Annotated in this window: 16 protein-coding genes; 7 read left to right on the top strand and 9 right to left on the bottom strand. The window is 68.1% G+C overall.

Annotation, left to right across the window (positions count from 1 at the left end; translation table 11 throughout):
- Nucleotides 1–325 precede the first annotated feature (325 nt).
- The 5 genes from zwf to HGB51_RS14590 all read left to right on the top strand — a co-directional run bounded on the left by zwf (nucleotide 326) and on the right by HGB51_RS14590 (nucleotide 6,311).
- Nucleotides 326–1,765, top strand: a complete 1,440-nt coding sequence (gene zwf / locus HGB51_RS14610; protein ID WP_070209660.1) for a glucose-6-phosphate dehydrogenase — start codon at nucleotides 326–328, stop codon at nucleotides 1,763–1,765.
- The gene (glk, locus tag HGB51_RS14605; protein ID WP_070209661.1) at nucleotides 1,762–2,769 is read left to right on the top strand and encodes a glucokinase; all 1,008 of its coding nucleotides are present in this window, start codon (nucleotides 1,762–1,764) and stop codon (nucleotides 2,767–2,769) included. Before zwf ends, glk begins: the two co-directional genes overlap by 4 nt.
- On the top strand, nucleotides 2,766–3,488 hold the full coding sequence (gene pgl, locus HGB51_RS14600) for a 6-phosphogluconolactonase (protein WP_171966869.1): 723 nt from the start codon (nucleotides 2,766–2,768) through the stop codon (nucleotides 3,486–3,488). Before glk ends, pgl begins: the two co-directional genes overlap by 4 nt.
- 49 nt (nucleotides 3,489–3,537) lie before the next feature.
- On the top strand, nucleotides 3,538–5,454 hold the full coding sequence (edd, locus tag HGB51_RS14595; RefSeq protein WP_070208862.1) for a phosphogluconate dehydratase: 1,917 nt from the start codon (nucleotides 3,538–3,540) through the stop codon (nucleotides 5,452–5,454).
- Between the two features lie 197 nt (nucleotides 5,455–5,651).
- Nucleotides 5,652–6,311, top strand: coding sequence for a bifunctional 4-hydroxy-2-oxoglutarate aldolase/2-dehydro-3-deoxy-phosphogluconate aldolase (locus HGB51_RS14590; protein WP_070208863.1), 660 nt, complete (start codon nucleotides 5,652–5,654; stop codon nucleotides 6,309–6,311).
- A 71-nt stretch (nucleotides 6,312–6,382) separates the two neighbouring features.
- On the opposite strand, the gene HGB51_RS14585 is transcribed toward HGB51_RS14590, so the two are convergent.
- From HGB51_RS14585 to ispG, 3 genes are all read right to left on the bottom strand, one after another.
- On the bottom strand, nucleotides 6,383–7,030 hold the full coding sequence (locus HGB51_RS14585; protein ID WP_070208864.1) for a response regulator: 648 nt from the start codon (nucleotides 7,028–7,030) through the stop codon (nucleotides 6,383–6,385).
- A gap of 224 nt (nucleotides 7,031–7,254) precedes the next feature.
- Nucleotides 7,255–7,962, bottom strand: a complete 708-nt coding sequence (locus tag HGB51_RS14580; protein ID WP_070208865.1) for a phosphatase PAP2 family protein — start codon at nucleotides 7,960–7,962, stop codon at nucleotides 7,255–7,257.
- Complete coding sequence (ispG, locus tag HGB51_RS14575; protein WP_070208866.1) at nucleotides 7,943–9,208, bottom strand: flavodoxin-dependent (E)-4-hydroxy-3-methylbut-2-enyl-diphosphate synthase; 1,266 nt, start codon at nucleotides 9,206–9,208, stop codon at nucleotides 7,943–7,945. Before ispG ends, HGB51_RS14580 begins: the two co-directional genes overlap by 20 nt.
- An 84-nt stretch (nucleotides 9,209–9,292) precedes the next feature.
- On the opposite strand from ispG, the gene HGB51_RS14570 reads away from it, so the two are divergent.
- On the top strand, nucleotides 9,293–10,519 hold the full coding sequence (locus tag HGB51_RS14570; protein WP_070208867.1) for an ATP-binding protein: 1,227 nt from the start codon (nucleotides 9,293–9,295) through the stop codon (nucleotides 10,517–10,519).
- On the top strand, nucleotides 10,516–11,088 hold the full coding sequence (locus HGB51_RS14565; RefSeq protein WP_070208868.1) for a response regulator transcription factor: 573 nt from the start codon (nucleotides 10,516–10,518) through the stop codon (nucleotides 11,086–11,088). The genes HGB51_RS14570 and HGB51_RS14565 overlap by 4 nt, the downstream gene beginning before the upstream one ends.
- 102 nt (nucleotides 11,089–11,190) lie before the next feature.
- Here HGB51_RS14565 and pgi read toward each other — a convergent pair whose 3' ends face one another.
- The 6 genes from pgi to pcnB form a co-directional block, all read right to left on the bottom strand.
- Nucleotides 11,191–12,705, bottom strand: a complete 1,515-nt coding sequence (gene pgi, locus HGB51_RS14560) for a glucose-6-phosphate isomerase (protein WP_070208869.1) — start codon at nucleotides 12,703–12,705, stop codon at nucleotides 11,191–11,193.
- Nucleotides 12,702–13,082, bottom strand: coding sequence for an aspartate 1-decarboxylase (gene panD, locus HGB51_RS14555; protein ID WP_068850963.1), 381 nt, complete (start codon nucleotides 13,080–13,082; stop codon nucleotides 12,702–12,704). Before panD ends, pgi begins: the two co-directional genes overlap by 4 nt.
- A gap of 101 nt (nucleotides 13,083–13,183) precedes the next feature.
- Nucleotides 13,184–14,026 carry a pantoate--beta-alanine ligase gene (gene panC, locus HGB51_RS14550; protein ID WP_070208870.1) on the bottom strand — a complete coding sequence of 281 codons (843 nt, stop codon included), beginning with the start codon at nucleotides 14,024–14,026 and terminating at the stop codon, nucleotides 13,184–13,186.
- Nucleotides 14,023–14,838 (bottom strand): 3-methyl-2-oxobutanoate hydroxymethyltransferase, encoded by an 816-nt coding sequence (gene panB / locus HGB51_RS14545; protein ID WP_070208871.1) that lies wholly within the window; start codon nucleotides 14,836–14,838, stop codon nucleotides 14,023–14,025. Before panB ends, panC begins: the two co-directional genes overlap by 4 nt.
- A gap of 31 nt (nucleotides 14,839–14,869) precedes the next feature.
- Nucleotides 14,870–15,358 carry a 2-amino-4-hydroxy-6-hydroxymethyldihydropteridine diphosphokinase gene (gene folK / locus HGB51_RS14540; protein WP_070208872.1) on the bottom strand — a complete coding sequence of 163 codons (489 nt, stop codon included), beginning with the start codon at nucleotides 15,356–15,358 and terminating at the stop codon, nucleotides 14,870–14,872.
- Nucleotides 15,359–15,361: 3 nt separating this feature from the next.
- Nucleotides 15,362–16,732, bottom strand: coding sequence for a polynucleotide adenylyltransferase PcnB (gene pcnB / locus HGB51_RS14535; RefSeq protein WP_070208873.1), 1,371 nt, complete (start codon nucleotides 16,730–16,732; stop codon nucleotides 15,362–15,364).
- Nucleotides 16,733–16,762: the final 30 nt, after the last annotated feature.

Raw genomic sequence — 16,762 nt, 5'->3', positions numbered from 1 at the left:
CCATTCCAGTCCGCCCGCTGCCGGGCTGTTGTGCGGAACTGCCGTCGGCCCTCCCGATGGCAGGTCGATGGCGTGGTGCCGCATGACGGCGACCACTGCAATCGAATACAGTCTGCTCATTCTGCCATGTAAACGTTTTCACGTGGCAGTATCCAATGGTCGGTCATGACCACGTCGCACTCTGCCCGTGACATGCCCCATGATGAGCGGGTACGCGCCTGTTCATGTTGCAAAGCAGCAACCGGACATCGCGCCCCGCGGGACCCCCGAGAACATAGACGAGAAGCGATTGACAACGATGTCACCCGGATCTGAAACTCGAGCGATGCACGACACCCTCTTCCTGTTCGGCGCCACCGGCGACCTCGCCCAGCGCTATCTGTTCCCCTCGCTGCTGCGCCTCCTTGGCGACGGCCTGCTGGCGGAAAACTTCAAGATCCGCGCACTGGCGTTGTCCGCGCATGACACCGACGCGTTCCGCGACATCCTGCGCCCGCGCCTGCAGCAGGCGATGCCTAGCGCCAGCCAGGACGACATCCAGTCGCTGCTGGATCGCATCGATTACCGTTCGGTCGACCTGCGCGACGCGCAGTCGGTGGCCGACTCGGTGCGCGACCTGGTGCACGGCAACTGCGTGAGCTATCTGGCCATTCCGCCGGGCCTGTACATCTCCACCTGCGAAGGCCTGGCCCTGGGCGGCGCACTCGCCGCACCGCACCGGTTGATGCTGGAAAAGCCGATCGGCAGCGACAGCGAGAGCGCGCAGCAGATCCTGACCACCATCGGCCAGTGGATCGACGAAGACCGCGTATTCCGCCTGGACCATTACCTGGGCAAGGCCGCGGTGCAGAACCTGATCGCGCTGCGCTTCGGCAACACGCTGCTGGAGGCGGTGTGGAACCGCAACTACATCGAGTCGGTGCACATCCTGGTCGCCGAGAGCGAAGGCGTGGATGGCCGCGATGCCTACTACGCACGCTCGGGCGCGCTGCGCGACATGGTCCAGAGCCACATCCTGCAGCTGCTGTGCCTGGTGGCGATGGAGCCGCCGGCGTCGCTTGAAGCCGACCGCATCCGCGACGAGAAGGTCAAGGTGCTGCGCGCACTGCGCCCGCTGGATGCAAAGCACGCCGCGCGCGACAGCGTGCGTGGCCGCTACACCGCCGGCACCATCAACGGCCAGCCGGCGCAGGCTTACCAGCCGCCGGAAGGCAGCGACGTGGAAACCTTCGTGGGTGTCACCGCGCACATCGACAACTGGCGCTGGTCCGGGGTGCCGTTCCACCTGGTCACCGGCAAGCGCCTGGCCGAACGCACCAGCCGCGTGGTGGTCACGCTCAAGCCGGTCACGCACTGGCTGTTCGAGCGCCCGGACCGCGGCAATGCCACGCCCAACCGCATCACCTTCCAGCTGCAGCCGCAGGAAAACATCGAGTTGGGCCTGATGAGCAGCCTGGCCGGCCCGGAATGGGGCGCGCTGGAACTGCACCCGCTGGAACTGGAACTGTCGGTGCCGACCGGCCTGCATCGCCGCATCGCCTATGAGCGCCTGTTCCTAGATGCGTTCAACGGCAACCACGCGCTGTTCGTGCGCGACGACGAAGTGCGCGCGGCCTGGGCCTGGATCGACAGCGTCAGCGATGCGTGGAAGGCGGCGGACCTGCCGCTGCAGCCGTATCCGGCCGGTGAGTGGGGCCCGGAACAGGCCTTCGGCTTCCTGCCTGCCGACGTGAACGCCGACGCCGCCCGCAAGGATCCGGCATGACGGTGTCGACCCAACCGGCGCTGGTCGCCGATATCGGCGGTACCAACGCCCGCTTCGCGCTGGCCGACACCAGCCTGGCCGCGCCGCTGATCAACGACAGCATCCGCGAATTCGTGGTGGCCGACTTCCCCTCGCTGGGCGAAGCGGCGCGGCATTACCTGGAGCAGATCGGTGCGGAAGCGCAGCGCGGCGTGTTCGCCGTGGCCGGCCGCGTCGATGGCGATGAAGCGCGCATCACCAACCATCCGTGGGTGATCTCGCGGATGCGCACCGCGCAGATGCTGGGCTTCACCGAGCTGCACCTGATCAACGATTTCGCCGCGCAGGCGATGGCGATCTCGCTGCTGCAGCCGCAGGACGTGGTCCAGGTCGGCGGCGCGGCGTGGGTGCCGGGCAAGCCGGGCCAGCCGCGCAACTATGCGGTGATCGGCCCGGGCACCGGGCTGGGCGTGGGCGGGCTGATCCTGCGCCACGGCCGCTGCTACCCGCTGGAAACCGAGGGCGGCCATGTCAGCTTCCCGCCGGGTACGCCGGAGGAAATCCGGATCCTGGAAATCCTGTCCGAACAGTTCGGGCGGGTCTCCAATGAACGCCTGATCTGCGGTCCGGGCCTGGTCAACATCCATCGCGCGGTGTGCGAAATGGCCGATGTCGATCCGGGCCAGCTGCAGCCGGTGGACGTCACTGCGCGTGCGCTTCACGGCGACCCGCAGGCGATGCGCACGGTGGATGTGTTCTGCGCGGTCTTCGGCGCGATCGCGGGCGACCTGGTGCTGATCCAGGGCGCCTGGGACGGCGTGTTCCTGACCGGCGGGCTGGTGCCGAAGATGCTCGATTCGCTGCAGCATTCGGGGTTCCGCCAGCGCTTCGAACACAAGGGCCGGTTCTCTTCGATCATGGCGCGGGTGCCGTCGCTGGCGGTGATGCATCCGCATGCCGGGCTGCTGGGCGCAGCCGCCTATGCCGCCGATCTCGAACGCGACCTGCCAGGAGGCGCCGCATGAATTCGCTGGAAAACTCCAATCGTTTCACCTTCATCCGGCATGGCGAAGCCGACGCGTGGATCGAGGTGGTCGCTGCGGAAATGGCGCAGATCCTCAACCACGACATCGAGGAAACCGGCCGCGCGCGCATGCTGCTGTCCGGTGGCTCGACGCCGGCACCGGTGTACCAGGCGCTGGCCGAGCTGGATGTGCAGTGGGACCGGGTGGAAGTCAGCCTGGTCGATGAGCGCTGGCTTTCGCCGCAGGACAGCGACAGCAATGCATGGCTGGTGCGCGAGAACCTGCTCAAGCGCGCCGAAGGCGCACACTTCGATCCGCTGGTGCGGGTCGGCAAGCCGCTGCCGGAGTGCGTGTACGCGGCCAACCTGCAGGCCCAGCACAACCAGGCGCCCAGCGTCGCGGTTCTGGGCATGGGCAACGACGGGCACACGGCCTCACTGTTCCCGGGTTCGCGCGACCTGGCGAAGGCGCTGGAAAGCACCCTGCCCTACGCGGCACTGGATGCGACCGGGTGCCCGGGCGCGAACCAGTGGCCGCTGCGCATCACGCTCACCCCGCGCGGACTGCGCACGTGCCGCCAGCGCCTGTTGCTGCTGCGTGGCAAGCAGAAGCTGGAAGTGCTGAAGCAGGCGCTGGAAAGCAACAACGCACAGCTGTATCCCATCCTCAACGCGATCGATATCGACGGTCCCAAGCTGCGCATCCACTGGTGCGATTGACGGCATGCCGCGTATTCCTTTTCGCCTCACTCATAGCCGGTAGTAGCCAATGAGCCTGCACCCCACCCTTCATGCCATCACCGAGCGGATCTTCAAGCGCAGCGCTGCGTCGCGCGCGGCGTACCTGGCCGGTATCGACGCTGCGCTGCGCGATGGTCCGTTCCGTTCGCGGCTGAGCTGCGGCAACCTGGCGCACGGTTTCGCTGCGTGCGGGCCGACCGACAAGAGCCGCCTGCGCGGCGGCGTGACGCCCAACCTGGGCATCATCACGGCGTACAACGACATGCTGTCGGCGCACCAGCCGTTCGAGCATTACCCGGAAATCCTGCGCGAGACGGCGCGTTCGCTGGGTGCGACGGCGCAGGTGGCCGGTGGCGTGCCGGCGATGTGCGACGGTGTCACGCAGGGTCGCGGGGGGATGGAGCTGTCGCTGTTCTCGCGCGATGTGATCGCGCAGTCGACGGCGATCGGGCTGAGCCATGACATGTTCGACAGCACGGTCTACCTGGGTGTGTGCGACAAGATCGTGCCGGGGCTGTTGATCGGGGCGCTGGCGTTCGGCCATCTGCCGGCGATCTTCCTGCCGGCCGGTCCGATGACGCCGGGCATTCCGAACAAGCAGAAGGCGGAGGTGCGCGAGCGTTACGCGGCGGGCCAGGCGACGCGCGAGGAGCTGCTGGAGGCGGAGTCGGCGTCGTATCACGGGGTGGGTACGTGCACGTTCTACGGGACGGCCAATTCGAACCAGACGCTGCTGGAGGCGATGGGGGTGCAGTTGCCGGGCGCGTCGTTCGTGAATCCGGAGACGCCGCTGCGCGATGCGCTGACGCGGCATGCGGCGGCGCGGGCGCTGGAGATCAGTGCGCTGGGCGACGATTTCCGTCCGCTGGGGCGGTTGATCGACGAGCGGGCGATCGTCAATGCGGTGGTGACGCTGATGGCGACGGGCGGTTCGACCAACCACACGATCCACTGGATCGCGGTGGCGCGGGCGGCGGGCATCGTGCTGACGTGGGACGACATGGACCAGCTGTCGCAGCTGGTGCCGCTGCTGGCGCGGGTGTACCCGAACGGGGAGGCGGACGTGAACCGTTTCGCGGCGGCGGGCGGAACGGCGTTCGTGTTCCGGGAGCTGATGGATGCGGGGCTGATGCATGCGGACCTGGTGACGGTGGCCGAGGGCGGAATGCGGCAGTACACGCAGGATCCGGCGCTGCGCGAGGGTGGGCTGACCTGGATCGAGGGGATCGCGGAAAGTGCGGACCTTGAGGTGGTGCGCGGGGTGGCGGAGCCGTTCGAGGCACAGGGCGGGCTGCGGCTGCTGCGCGGCAATCTGGGCCGTTCGCTGATCAAGCTGTCGGCGGTGAAGCCGCAGTACCGGACGATCGAGGCGCCGGCGGTGGTGGTGGATGCGCCGCAGGTGTTGAACAAGCTGCACGCGGCGGGCTTGCTGCCGCAGGATTTCGTGGCGGTGGTGCGTTACCAGGGGCCGCGTGCGAACGGGATGCCGGAGCTGCATTCGCTGGCGCCGCTGCTGGGGCTGTTGCAGAACCAGGGGCGGCGTGTGGCGCTGGTGACCGATGGTCGTCTGTCGGGCGCGTCGGGCAAGTTCCCGGCGGCGATCCACATGACGCCGGAGGCGTCGCGTGGCGGTCCGCTGGCGCGCATGCGGGAAGGCGACATGATCCGTCTGGATGGTGAAGCGGGCACGCTGGAGGTGCTGGTGGATGCGGCGGAGTGGGCAGCGCGCGAGCTGGCGCCGAACACGGCGCCGGCGGCGCACGATCTGGGCCGCAATCTGTTCGCGATGAACCGCCGTCTGGTGGGTCCGGCCGACCAGGGCGCGATTTCGATCTCGTGCGGTCCGGCTACCGACGATGGCGATGTCTGGAATTACGATGCGGAGTACGAGCTGGGGCATGACGCTGCTGCAGCGCTTGCGCCGCATGAGGCCAAGGACGCCTGACGGGTCTGCGCCAACGGCTGCGGTGGGTTTCGCCTGATGTGAGGCGACGGCGGGGGCCTCCTCCGCGACACGCCGTGAACCCATCCATGGGGGCTGCTAGAAAACATCCATGTTTTCTAGCGTCGCTACGGAGGCCCCCGCCGCCGCCTCACCACACATTTCGGCGCCTCGTTGGCGTCGGCGAATCGGGAAAAATCATGTCTATTGCTGAACATCAGAAACGCGCTGAATCTCTTCTGCTTGCTGCTGGCATCCTGCCGGTCGTTACCGTTCACACGCTGGACCAGGCCCGCGCGGTCAGCGCTGCGCTTCTCGAAGGCGGCCTGCCGGCCATCGAGCTGACGCTGCGTACGCCGGTGGCCATGGAGGCGTTGGCGATGCTCAAGCGCGAGCTGCCGGATGTGGTGGTGGGTGCGGGCACGGTGCTGACGGTGGAGCAGATGCAGCAGGCCATTGATGCGGGCGCGGATTTCCTGGTGACGCCGGGTACGCCGGCGCACATGGCCGATGCGCTGGCGGCGGCGCCGCTGCCGGTGGTGCCGGGTGCGGGGACGCCGACGGAGATGCTGGCGCTGTATGCGCGCGGGTTCCGGGTGTGCAAGCTGTTCCCGGCGTCGGCGGTGGGTGGGCTGGCGATGATCAAGGGCCTGGCCGGTCCGATTCCGGACCTGAAGCTGTGCCCGACCGGCGGCATCACGGAAACCACGGCGGCCGAGTACCTGGAGCAGAAGAACGTGGTCTGCATCGGCGGGTCGTGGATGGTGCCGAACAACTGGATCGAAAACGGCGAATGGGACAAGGTGCGCGAGAGCGCGGCGCAGGCGGCGAAGATCGTGGCGCGCGTCCGGTCGCATTGACGCCCCATTTCCGGCGTAACGAAAAATGCCCGGACTTTTCCGGGCATTTTTTCTGGGCGGTCCTGCGACGTTTACATGGGTCGCGCCGGGTCCACCAATCCATATTGGCTGGCCATGCGGGCCAACGCGATGTTGTCGTGGATGCCCATCTTCTCGAACAACCGCGCCTTGTGGGTGTTCACCGTTTTGGCGCTCAGGCTCAGGCGCTTGGCGATGTCTTCCTGGCGCAGGCCCTGGGTCAGCAGGAGGGCGACTTCGAGTTCGCGCGGGGAGAGGCTGTCGAACGGGGACTGGCTGCCTTCGACGTTGGACAGGGCCAGGTTCTGGGCGATGCTGCTGCCCAGGTAGCGGCGGCCGAGGGCGGCGTCGCGTACGGCGCGCAGCAGTTCCTGGGCGTCGCAGGCCTTGCCGATGTAACCGGAGGCGCCGGCTTCGAGCAGGCGCTTGGGCATGGGGCCGTCTTCGAGCACGGAGACGATCACCACGCGGGTGCCGTGGTCGCCACGGATCACGCGTTCGGTCACTTCCATGCCGCTCACGCCGGGCAGGTGCAGGTCGCACAGCACCACGTCGGGGCGCAGCTTGCGGATCTCCGGCAGGGCATCTTCGCCGGATTCGGCCTCACCCACTACTTCGATGTCTGTCTCGTTCGACAGGATCATCTTCATGCCGGTACGCACCAGCGCGTGGTCGTCCACCAGATACACTCGAATCGTCATCCCACCCACCCTGTTCCAAACGCTGCAATCCGGGGCAAGCCTAGCCCCGGGGTCCTGCGATAACAAGGAAGTTCGCTCCCCATCAGCGCGTTCTGATGCCCACATCACATACGAAGTGCATTACCCAAGACGCCGTCTTTCAAGCCGGGCCTTTTCGGTATACCGGGCCTATCGAAGTCCGCGGAAACCGTTGCCGCTTGCAGCCCGTTCCCTGCGGGCGGGTGTCAGTTCCGGCGGCGCCAGGGATGGCGGCGGCGGAACATCACCAGGAAGCACCCTACCACCCAAACCAGCGCGGCACACCACCCGGCCAGGATGTCGGAGGGGTAATGCACGCCCAGGTAGACCCGCGAGAGGCTGACCGAGCCGGCAAACAGCACGCCGAACGCCACGGCCGGCCAGCGCCAGCGGGTGTTCCAGGCCAGCAGGACCAGCACCGCGGCCAGGGTCATCGAGCCCATGGCGTGGCCACTGGGGAAACTGTAGGTGCTTTCCGGGGCGATCGACTCCCACAGGGTCGGCCGGTCGCGCTGGAAGAACTGCTTGCTGCCGATGTTGAGCAGCGCCGAGCCGGCAAAGCTGATCGCCGCGAAGCTGGCCTCGCGCCAGCGCCGGTACAGCAGCAGGGCCAGCACGATCAGGATGTCGCCGGGAATCACGCCCCACTGGTAGCCGATCTTCGAGACCAGCACGAAGGCGGCGTCCAGCCCGGGCCGGGCCACGTCGTGCATGCGCCACAGCAGCGGGGCATCGAAATAGAAGGCTTCCAGCTCGTGCACTTCTTCGGCCAGCGCGACGAAGCCGGCCAGTGGCAGCAGCACGCCGGCGAACAGCAGGAAGAAGCGCCAGGCGTTGCGCGCCATCCAGTGACGGAAGCCGGCGGCCGCTTCCGGCGCCGCCATCACTGGCGGCTTATCCGGCGTTTCGGACATAGGTACGTTCGACGTAGGCGTCGATCAGTTCCACGAATTCCTGGGCGATGTTCTCGCCGCGCAGGGTGACGGACTTTTCGCCGTCCACGAACACCGGGGCCGAAGGCGCTTCGCCGGTACCCGGCAGGGAGATGCCGATGTTGGCGTGGCGCGATTCACCGGGGCCGTTGACCACGCAGCCCATCACCGCAAGCGTCATGCTCTCGGCGCCCGGGTTGTTGATCTTCCACATCGGCATTTTTTCGCGCACATGGTTCTGCACGACCTTGGCCAGTTCCTGGAAGAACTCGGAGGTGGTGCGGCCGCAGCCCGGGCATGCCGTGACCAGCGGGGTGAAGGCGCGCTGGCCGGTGGTCTGCAGCAGTTCCTGGGCGACGATTACTTCGGCAGTGCGCGACTGGCCCGGTTCGGGGGTCAGCGAAATGCGGATGGTGTCGCCGATGCCTTCCTGCAGCAGCACCGCCAGCGCCGCCGACGAGGCGACGATGCCCTTGCTGCCGATGCCAGCTTCGGTCAGGCCCAGGTGCAGGGCGAAGTCCGAACGCTGGGCCAGGTCGCGGTACACCGCGATCAGTTCCTGCACGCCACTGACCTTGGCCGAGAGCACGATGCGGTCGCGCGGCAGGCCTAGTTCCACGGCGGTGTGCGCCGAGTCGAGCGCCGAACGGATCAGCGCTTCGCGCAGCACCCGGCCGGCGTCCCAGGGCTGGGCGCGGTGGTTGTTCTCGTCCATCAGGCGCGCGGCCAGCGACTGGTCCAGCGAACCCCAGTTGGCGCCGATGCGCACCGGCTTGTCGTAGCGGATCGCGAACTCGATCAGCTGCGCGAACTGGGTGTCCTTCTTCTTGCCGAAGCCGACGTTGCCGGGGTTGATCCGGTACTTGGCCAGGGCTTCGGCACAGGCCGGTTCCTGGGTCAGCAGCTGGTGGCCGTTGTAGTGGAAGTCGCCGATCAGCGGGACTTCGATCCCCATCATCCGCAGCTTTTCCACGATGCGTGGAATGGCGGCGGCCGATTCGGGGTTGTTCACGGTCAGGCGGACCATTTCCGAGCCGGCCCGCCACAGTTCAGCCACCTGCTTGACGCTGGAGGCGACGTCGGCGGTGTCGGTGTTGGTCATCGACTGCACCACCACGGGCTTGCCCCCGCCCACGACCACGCCGCCGATACGGACGGCCTGGGTCTGGCGGCGGGCCCACACGGTGGTGTCGGAAGGTTGGGTCGGTTGGCTGACGGCGTCGTGCATTGCCCATTTTAACGCAATGGCGCGGGCCGGGCGCGGCCGATTGTCGCAGGCACGCCGGCGCGCAAGCGCATACGATGGCAGCCGATGACCGGTACCGACGCCCCCTTCCTCCGCACCCTGTGCAGCCTGCGCTGGCTGGCCGTGGCCGGCCAGGCCGCGACCATCCTGGTGGCCAGCCGGGTGCTGGGTCTGGAACTGCCGCAGCTGCCGCTGTGGTCGGGCGTGCTGGTGCTGATCCTGTTCAACCTGTACGCGCAGCTGCGGGTGCTGGACGACGACACCGCGCCGCTGACCGCGTTCTGCCACATCCTGGTGGACGTGGCGGTGCTGACCTGGATGGTGGGCTGGAGCGGCGGCGTGGCCAACCCGTTCGGGTCGCTGTTCCTGATCCTGATCGCGCTGGCGGCACTGGCCCTGCCGGTGCGCTGGACGTTGGCGGTGGCGGCGGCCTGCCTGCTCGGCTACGCGGTCAGCGGGATCTTCGGCAAGCCGCTGCCGCACGGTTACTTCAGCGCGATGGACCTGCACCAATGGGGCGTGGTCGCCAACTTCCTGCTCTCGGCCGCGGTCGTGCTGGCCTTCGCCACGCGCCTGGCGATGGCGCTGCGTCGCCGCGAACACGAGGTGGCGCTGCTGCGCGAGCGCTTCGCACGCAACGAAGGCATCGTCGCGCTGGCCACGCATGCCGCGTCGGTCGCGCATGAGCTGAACACCCCGCTGGCGACGATGACCCTGCTTGCCGACGACATCGCCGACCAGACCGACAATCCCGAAGTACGCGACGACGTCGACACCCTGCGCGAGCTGCTGGTGCAGTGCCGGGAACGGGTCCTGGCGCTGGCGCGACCGGCGGCGGGACAGTCCAGCGCGCGCGACCGGGTCACCCTGCCGCAGGTGCTGGAACAGTGGCGCCTGGTGCGCCCGACCATCACGCTCAACCGCAATGACGACGCGCCGCTGCAGCTGCCGCTGGACCCGGGCGTGGGTCACCTGCTGATGGTGCTGCTCAACAACGCCGCCGACGCTGGCGAACAGGCCGGGCGCCCGCAGGTGGACCTGAGCCTGCGCATCGAGGGCGCCGACCTGATCGGCGAAGTGCGCGACTACGGCCGCGGCTTCGACGCGCGCGACGCGGTGCTGCCCGGCACCCTGTTCAACAGCGGCAAGACCCAGGGCATGGGCGTGGGCCTGGCCCTGTCCCATGCCACCATCGAGCGCCTGGACGGCGAGTTGTGGATGCGCCCGGCCCAGGGGGCCGGCACCCGCGTCGGCTTCCGCCTGCCCCTGGCTGCACCGGAGAAACCCGAATGACTACCCCTGCCCTGCCCGGCGCCAGCCATGGCCTGCTGGTCGACGACGACGAACTGTACCTGCGCACGCTGCAGCGCAGCCTGGCCCGCAAGGGTCTGGAAACCATGACCGCGAGCGACATCGCCTCGGCGCTGGTGCTGGCCCGGCAGCAGCCGCCGGCCTACGCGCTGATCGACCTCAAGCTCGGTTCGGAATCCGGGCTGGCGTTGATCCAGCCGCTGCGGGCACTGCGCGAAGACATGCGCATCCTGCTGGTGACTGGCTATGCCAGCATCGCCACCGCGGTCGAAGCGATCAAACTGGGCGCCGACGATTACCTGCCCAAACCGGCGACGGTGCCGATGATCCTGCGCGCACTGGGCGAGGAAGACGACGGCCCGGCCGACGACGGCGAGATGGAGCCACCGGATGCGATGACCCCGATCAGCCGCCTGCAGTGGGAACACATCCAGCAGGCGATGCATGAGACCGGCGGCAACGTCTCGGCCGCTGCACGCCTGCTGGGCATGCACCGGCGCTCGTTGCAGCGAAAACTGGCGAAAAGGCCAAGCCCCGAGCGCCCCGGGTAACCTGGCATTGCCGGAAATCCCGACGTAGTGCCGGCCGCTGGCCGGCTCCACGCATGACCCGGCACCGTGCGGAGCCGGCCGGCGGCCGGCACTACGCGGTGATCAACCGCGCAGTTTTTCCAGCAGCTCCAGCGTCACCGGATCGGTGATGCCATGCGCCTCACCCTGCAGTGCCGGCAGCAGCTGGCTGGCCAGCTGCTTGCCCAGCTCGACGCCGAACTGGTCGAAGGCGTTGATGTTCCACACCAGCGACTGCACGTACACCGCGTGTTCGTACATCGCGATCAGCGCGCCCAGCGACTGCGGGGTCAACGCATCCAGCAGGATCAGGGTGCTCGGCCGCCCACCCGGATACTCGCGGTGCGGGTCGTCACTGCCCTGGCCATTGGCCAGCGCCTCGGTCTGCGCCAGCAGGTTGGCCATCAGCGCCTGGTGGTTGACCGTGTACGGGTCGTCGTTGTGCACGCAGCCGATGAAGTCGGCCGGAATCACGCTGGTGCCCTGGTGCAGCGCCTGGAAGAAGCTGTGCTGCACGTCGGTGCCCGCCCCGCCCCACCACACCGACACGGTGTCGCTGCCGACCGGGCTGCCGTCCAGCTGCACGCGCTTGCCCAGGCTTTCCATCACCAGCTGCTGCAGGTAGGCCGGCAGCAGCGCCAGGCGCTGGTCGTAGGTCATTACTGCGTGGGTGGCATGGCCCAGCAGGTTGCGGTTCCAGATGTCGGTGAGCGCGTGCAGCACCGGCAGGTTCTGCTCGAGCGGCGCGTTGAGCGCATGCGCATCCATCTCGGCCGCACCGGCCAGCAGCTGTTCGAACCGGTCGAAGCCGATCGCCAGCGCGATCGGGAAGCCGACCGCCGACCACAGCGAATAACGCCCGCCCACCCAGTCCCACATCGGCAGCACGCGGCCGGCGGCGATCGAGAAGGCCTTGGCGGCGCGTTCGGGGTTGGCGCTGACTGCGTACAGGCGGTCGCTGCCGCCCAGCCAGTCATGCAGGATCTGCCCGTTGAGCAGGGTTTCCTGGGTGCCGAAGGTCTTGGAAATCAGGATGCCGGCGGTGGTCGCCGGGTCCAGCGTGGCCAGGGTGCGCTGCATGGCAGCGCCGTCCACGTTGGAGACGAAATGCACGCGGAAGCGCGCACCGCTGACCGGACGCAGCGCGTCGGCCACCAGGCGCGGACCGAGGTCCGAACCGCCGATGCCCACGCTCACGATATCGGTGACGCCGGTCTTTTCCAGCGCGGCGATCAGCTCGCCCATCTGCGCGCGCACCTGCGCGGCCGTGGCGAACGCTTCGGCCGCGACCGGCGCGCCGGTGGCATCGCCACGCAGCGCGGTATGCAGCGCGGCGCGGCCTTCGGTCACGTTGACCGTCTCACCGCGGAACAGGCGCTGGAAGCCGCCGGCGACATCGCGCTCGGCGGCCAGCTGCAGCAGCGCATCCAGCGCCGCGCGGTCGTACTTCTGCCGCGCGAAGCTGGCATACAACGGACCGACCCGCAGCCCCAGCGATTGTGCGCGGCCCGGTTCGGCGGCGATCAGTGCGGGGATGCTCGCGCCACGCAGGCGCTGGGCATGGGAATGAAGCGGGTCGAATCCGTTGTTCTGTGTCATGCGGCCTGGGTCGGGATGCTGTCGTTGGTGTGGGAGATCTGGTTGTTGCCGTCCACATATACCAACTTCGGCCGGAAGCTGTCAGCTTCTTCTTCGCTCATGCTGGCGAAGGCGGCGATGATGATGATGTCGCCGACCTGCACGTGGCGCGCGGCGCCGCCATTGAGCGAGACCACGCCGCTGCCGGCCTCGGCACGGATGGCATAGGTCGAGAAGCGCGCACCGTTGGTGACGTCCCAGATATGCACCTGTTCGAACTCACGGATGCCGGTAGCCAGCAGCAGGTTGTCATCGATGGCGATGGAACCTTCGTAGTTCAGCTCCGAATGGGTCACGGTAGCGCGGTGGATCTTGGTCTTGAGCAGGGAGAGGTGCATGGCACGGGACGACATGAAAGGAAAGGGAAATTCTAGCACCCGCCGTCCCGACGGCAGGGGCCGGGGCGCGGCCGCTGCCAACGATTCAGGCAGGTGACGGGTCAGAATTCGAGGTTGTCGATCAATCGGGTAGTGCCGATCCGGGCAGCGATCAGCGCCACGCGGTTGCCTGCCTCGCTGTCGGCCGGCTCGGACAGGTCCGGCTTGCGCACCACGGCGTAGTCAACCTGGAAACCGGCCGTCTGGAGGGCCGCTGCCGCCTCGGCCTCGATCAGGCTGCGCGGCTTGCCGGTGATGAAGCCTTCGCGCATGCCCAGCAGCACCTGGTGGATGGTGGTCGAGACCGAGCGCTGTTCGGCGTTGAGGTACTGGTTGCGCGAGCTCATCGCCAGGCCGTCGGTTTCGCGGACGATGTCGCCGCCGACGATCTGGATCGGGAAAGCCAGGTCTTCGACCATCTGGCGGATCACCGCCAGCTGCTGGTAGTCCTTCTTGCCGAACGCAGCCACGTCGGGCTGGACCTGGTTGAACAGGCGCGAGACCACGGTGCAGACGCCGTCGAAGTGGCCCGGGCGGTGCGCGCCTTCGAGCAGGCTGGAGATGCCCGGCACGTTCACGCTGGCGGCCAGTTCGACCCCGAACGGGTACATCGATTCGACCGTGGGCAGCCACAGCACGTCACAGCCGGCCTGCTCCAGCCCGGTGGTGTCGGCTTCGGGGGTGCGCGGGTAGCGGGTGAAGTCTTCGTTGGGCCCGAACTGGGTCGGGTTGACGAACACGCTGGAGACCACGCGGTCGGCGTACTGCCGGGCCAGGGTGACCAGCGAATAGTGGCCGGCGTGCAGGTTGCCCATGGTGGGGACCAGCGCAACGCGCAGGCCCTCGCGCTTCCAGCCATTGACGACGGTGCGCAGGCGGGACAGGTCGGTGACGGTGTCGATCATGAGGCGTAGGCGTGTTCTGCGTCGGGGAAGGAGCCGTCGCGCACGGCGTCGGCGTAGGCACGGACCGCGCCGGCCACCGACCCGCCTTCGGCAAGGAAATCCTTGACGAACTTGGGACGGCGATGGCCGCTGTCCAGGCCGAGGAAATCGTGCAGCACCAGCACCTGGCCATCGCAGCCGGGGCCGGCGCCGATGCCGATGGTGGGCACGGCGATGTCGGCGGTGACCTGGGTGGCGATCGGGGTCGGCACGCACTCCAGCACCACCAGGGTGGCGCCGGCTTCGACCGCGGCCCTGGCATCGTCGCGCAGCTGCTGGGCGGCGTCGCCGCGGCCCTGCACCTTGTAACCACCGAGGCGCAGCACCGACTGCGGGGTCAGGCCCAGGTGCGAACACACCGGGATCTCGCGCTCGACCAGGTAACGGATAATGTCCAGCTTGAACCCGGCGCCTTCGATCTTGACCATCTCCGCGCCGGCCTGGAGCAGGCGCAGCGACGCGTCCAGCGCGCGTTCCGGGGTGGCGTCGGCGCCGAACGGCAGGTCGGCCACCAGCAGCGCACGCTGCAGCACCCGGGCCACCGCGCGGGTGTGGTAGACCATGTCGTCGGTGGTCACCGGCAGGGTCGAATCATGCCCCTGCACCACCATGCCCAGCGAGTCGCCGATCAGGATCAGGTCGACGCCATTTGCGTCGAACGCGCGGGCGAAGCCGGCGTCGTAGGCGGTCAGCATCACCAGCTTCTGGCCGTTGCGCTTGGCCTCGGCCAGGGCGGGGACGGTCCAGGGCTTGCTGTCTGCGTGGGTACTCATTAGCTGATAACCGGTGGCGATAAGCCCCGTATTATCCTCCTATTGGCGCGATCCCGCAGGCCTCGATACGCATCGCAGCATCCCGCACGCGGCCGCGGCCGGGAATCACCGCCTCCGGGGCGATCTCGGCCAGCGGCAGCAGCGCGAACCCGCGTTCGTGCAGGTAGGGGTGCGGCACCTTGAGCTGCGGCAGGTCGATCACCGCGTCGCCGTACAGCAGCAGGTCCAGGTCGAGGGTACGCGGACCCCAGTGCACGGCCGCATCGCGGATCCGGCCGAAGTCGCGTTCAATCCCCAGCAGCGCGTCCAGCAGCGCCGTCGCCTCCAGCCCGGTTTCGAGCACGGCGGCGGCGTTGATGAAGGCGGGCTGGTCTTCATTGCCCCAGGCCGGGGTGCTGTAGAGCTGCGAGCGCGCCCGCAGCGTGGTCAACGGCAGCGCGGCCATCGCCTCGAACGCGCCGCGCAGGGTCTGCGCGGCGTCGCCGAGGTTGGCGCCCAGTCCAATACAGGCCAGGGTCACGGCTTACCCGCCCGCGGCCCCATCGGGACGACGGCGGCGGCGACGACGCTTGCGCGGTGCGCCGTTCTCGTCCAGTTCGGCTTCGGCATGCGCTGCGTCGAGGGTTGAGTCCAGTTCGGGGCCGGACTGCAGCTGGGCCTCGCGCCAGAATTCCACATCAGCCGCGTGCTCGCTGGAGGCGACCTGGCGCAGGGCCAGGAAGTCGAACGCGGCACGGAAGCGCGGATGGGTCAGGGTGCGAATCACGCGCTTGCGCTGGCGCGAGCTGAAACGGCCCTGCAGCAGCCAGATTTCCTGCATCGGCAGCGAGAACCGGCGCGGCAGCGCGATGGTGGTCAGCTGGTGCAGGGTGACCCGGTCGGCGGCGCGACGCTGCGCTTCTTCGAGCGCGACGCCCTGCTTCTGCAGGGTCGCCAGGGCGCGGCAGAACGCCGGCCACAGCAGCAGCGCGAACAGGAACGAGGGCGACACCGGCTCGTCATTGGCCACGCGCAGATCGGTGTTGCGCAGGCCTTCGATCACCATGCGGCGCAGCGCGCCACTGCGGTTGCTGCGCAGCGCGGCGGCGCTTTCGGGGAACATGACGTCGAGCAGGCCGTAACGCTCGAGGCCTTCGAAGCTGGCCACGCCATGCCCGGACAGGAACAGCTTCAGCACTTCCTCGAACAGGCGCGCCGGCGCGGCTTCGCCGAGCAGGCTGGCCAGGCGCGGCAGCGGCTCGGCGGTGGCGTCTTCGATCTGGAAACCGAGCTTGGCCGCCAGGCGGACGGCGCGCAGCATGCGCACCGGGTCTTCCTGGTAGCGCTTTTCGGGGTCGCCGATCAGCTTCATCAGGCGCGCCTGCACGTCTTCGAAGCCGCCGGTGTAGTCGCGCACCGAGAAGTCTTCGATGGCGTAGTACAGCGCGTTGCAGGTGAAGTCGCGGCGCACGGCGTCGTCTTCGATGCTGCCGTACACGTTGTCGCGCACCAGCATGCCGTTTTCCATCTCGCGGTCGCCGCTGCCGTCATCGATGTTGGCGCGGAAAGTGGCCACTTCGATGATTTCGCGGCCGAACACCACGTGCGCCAGGCGGAAGCGGCGGCCGATCAGGCGGCAGTTGCGGAACAGCGCCTTGACCTGCTCCGGCGTGGCGTCGGTGGCCACGTCGAAATCCTTGGGATTGCCGCCGACCAGCAGGTCGCGCACGGCGCCGCCCACCAGGTAGGCGCCGAAGCCCGATTCGCGCAGCCGGTAGAGCACGCGCAGGGCGTTCGGGCTGATGTCCTTGCGGGAGATGTTGTGCTGGTCGCGGGGGATCACGCGCAGACTGAACGGTGATGTAGCGGAGGAATTGATGTTGGCGCTTCCGGTTGAAGTTTCGGGATTGCCCAATGGCATCGTGGTCCATATACTAGCGCGCTG

It is taken from the genome of Stenotrophomonas bentonitica, from assembly GCF_013185915.1.
GTDB lineage: Bacteria > Pseudomonadota > Gammaproteobacteria > Xanthomonadales > Xanthomonadaceae > Stenotrophomonas > Stenotrophomonas bentonitica.
This window is presented reverse-complemented; position numbering and strand designations above follow the sequence as displayed.

Excerpts from the sequence above, each read along its gene's own strand:
- ispG (WP_070208866.1), bottom strand. The coding sequence starts at position 9,208 with ATGCACGACGCCGTCAGCCAACCGACCCAACCTTCCGACACCACCGTG.
- HGB51_RS14565 (WP_070208868.1), top strand. The coding sequence starts at position 10,516 with ATGACTACCCCTGCCCTGCCCGGCGCCAGCCATGGCCTGCTGGTCGAC.
- HGB51_RS14570 (WP_070208867.1), top strand. The coding sequence starts at position 9,293 with ATGACCGGTACCGACGCCCCCTTCCTCCGCACCCTGTGCAGCCTGCGC.
- HGB51_RS14585 (WP_070208864.1), bottom strand. The coding sequence starts at position 7,030 with ATGACGATTCGAGTGTATCTGGTGGACGACCACGCGCTGGTGCGTACC.
- panD (WP_068850963.1), bottom strand. The coding sequence starts at position 13,082 with ATGCACCTCTCCCTGCTCAAGACCAAGATCCACCGCGCTACCGTGACC.
- panB (WP_070208871.1), bottom strand. The coding sequence starts at position 14,838 with ATGAGTACCCACGCAGACAGCAAGCCCTGGACCGTCCCCGCCCTGGCC.
- panC (WP_070208870.1), bottom strand. The coding sequence starts at position 14,026 with ATGATCGACACCGTCACCGACCTGTCCCGCCTGCGCACCGTCGTCAAT.
- pgi (WP_070208869.1), bottom strand. The coding sequence starts at position 12,705 with ATGACACAGAACAACGGATTCGACCCGCTTCATTCCCATGCCCAGCGC.
- HGB51_RS14590 (WP_070208863.1), top strand. The coding sequence starts at position 5,652 with ATGTCTATTGCTGAACATCAGAAACGCGCTGAATCTCTTCTGCTTGCT.
- pgl (WP_171966869.1), top strand. The coding sequence starts at position 2,766 with ATGAATTCGCTGGAAAACTCCAATCGTTTCACCTTCATCCGGCATGGC.
- glk (WP_070209661.1), top strand. The coding sequence starts at position 1,762 with ATGACGGTGTCGACCCAACCGGCGCTGGTCGCCGATATCGGCGGTACC.
- edd (WP_070208862.1), top strand. The coding sequence starts at position 3,538 with ATGAGCCTGCACCCCACCCTTCATGCCATCACCGAGCGGATCTTCAAG.
- zwf (WP_070209660.1), top strand. The coding sequence starts at position 326 with ATGCACGACACCCTCTTCCTGTTCGGCGCCACCGGCGACCTCGCCCAG.
- HGB51_RS14580 (WP_070208865.1), bottom strand. The coding sequence starts at position 7,962 with ATGTCCGAAACGCCGGATAAGCCGCCAGTGATGGCGGCGCCGGAAGCG.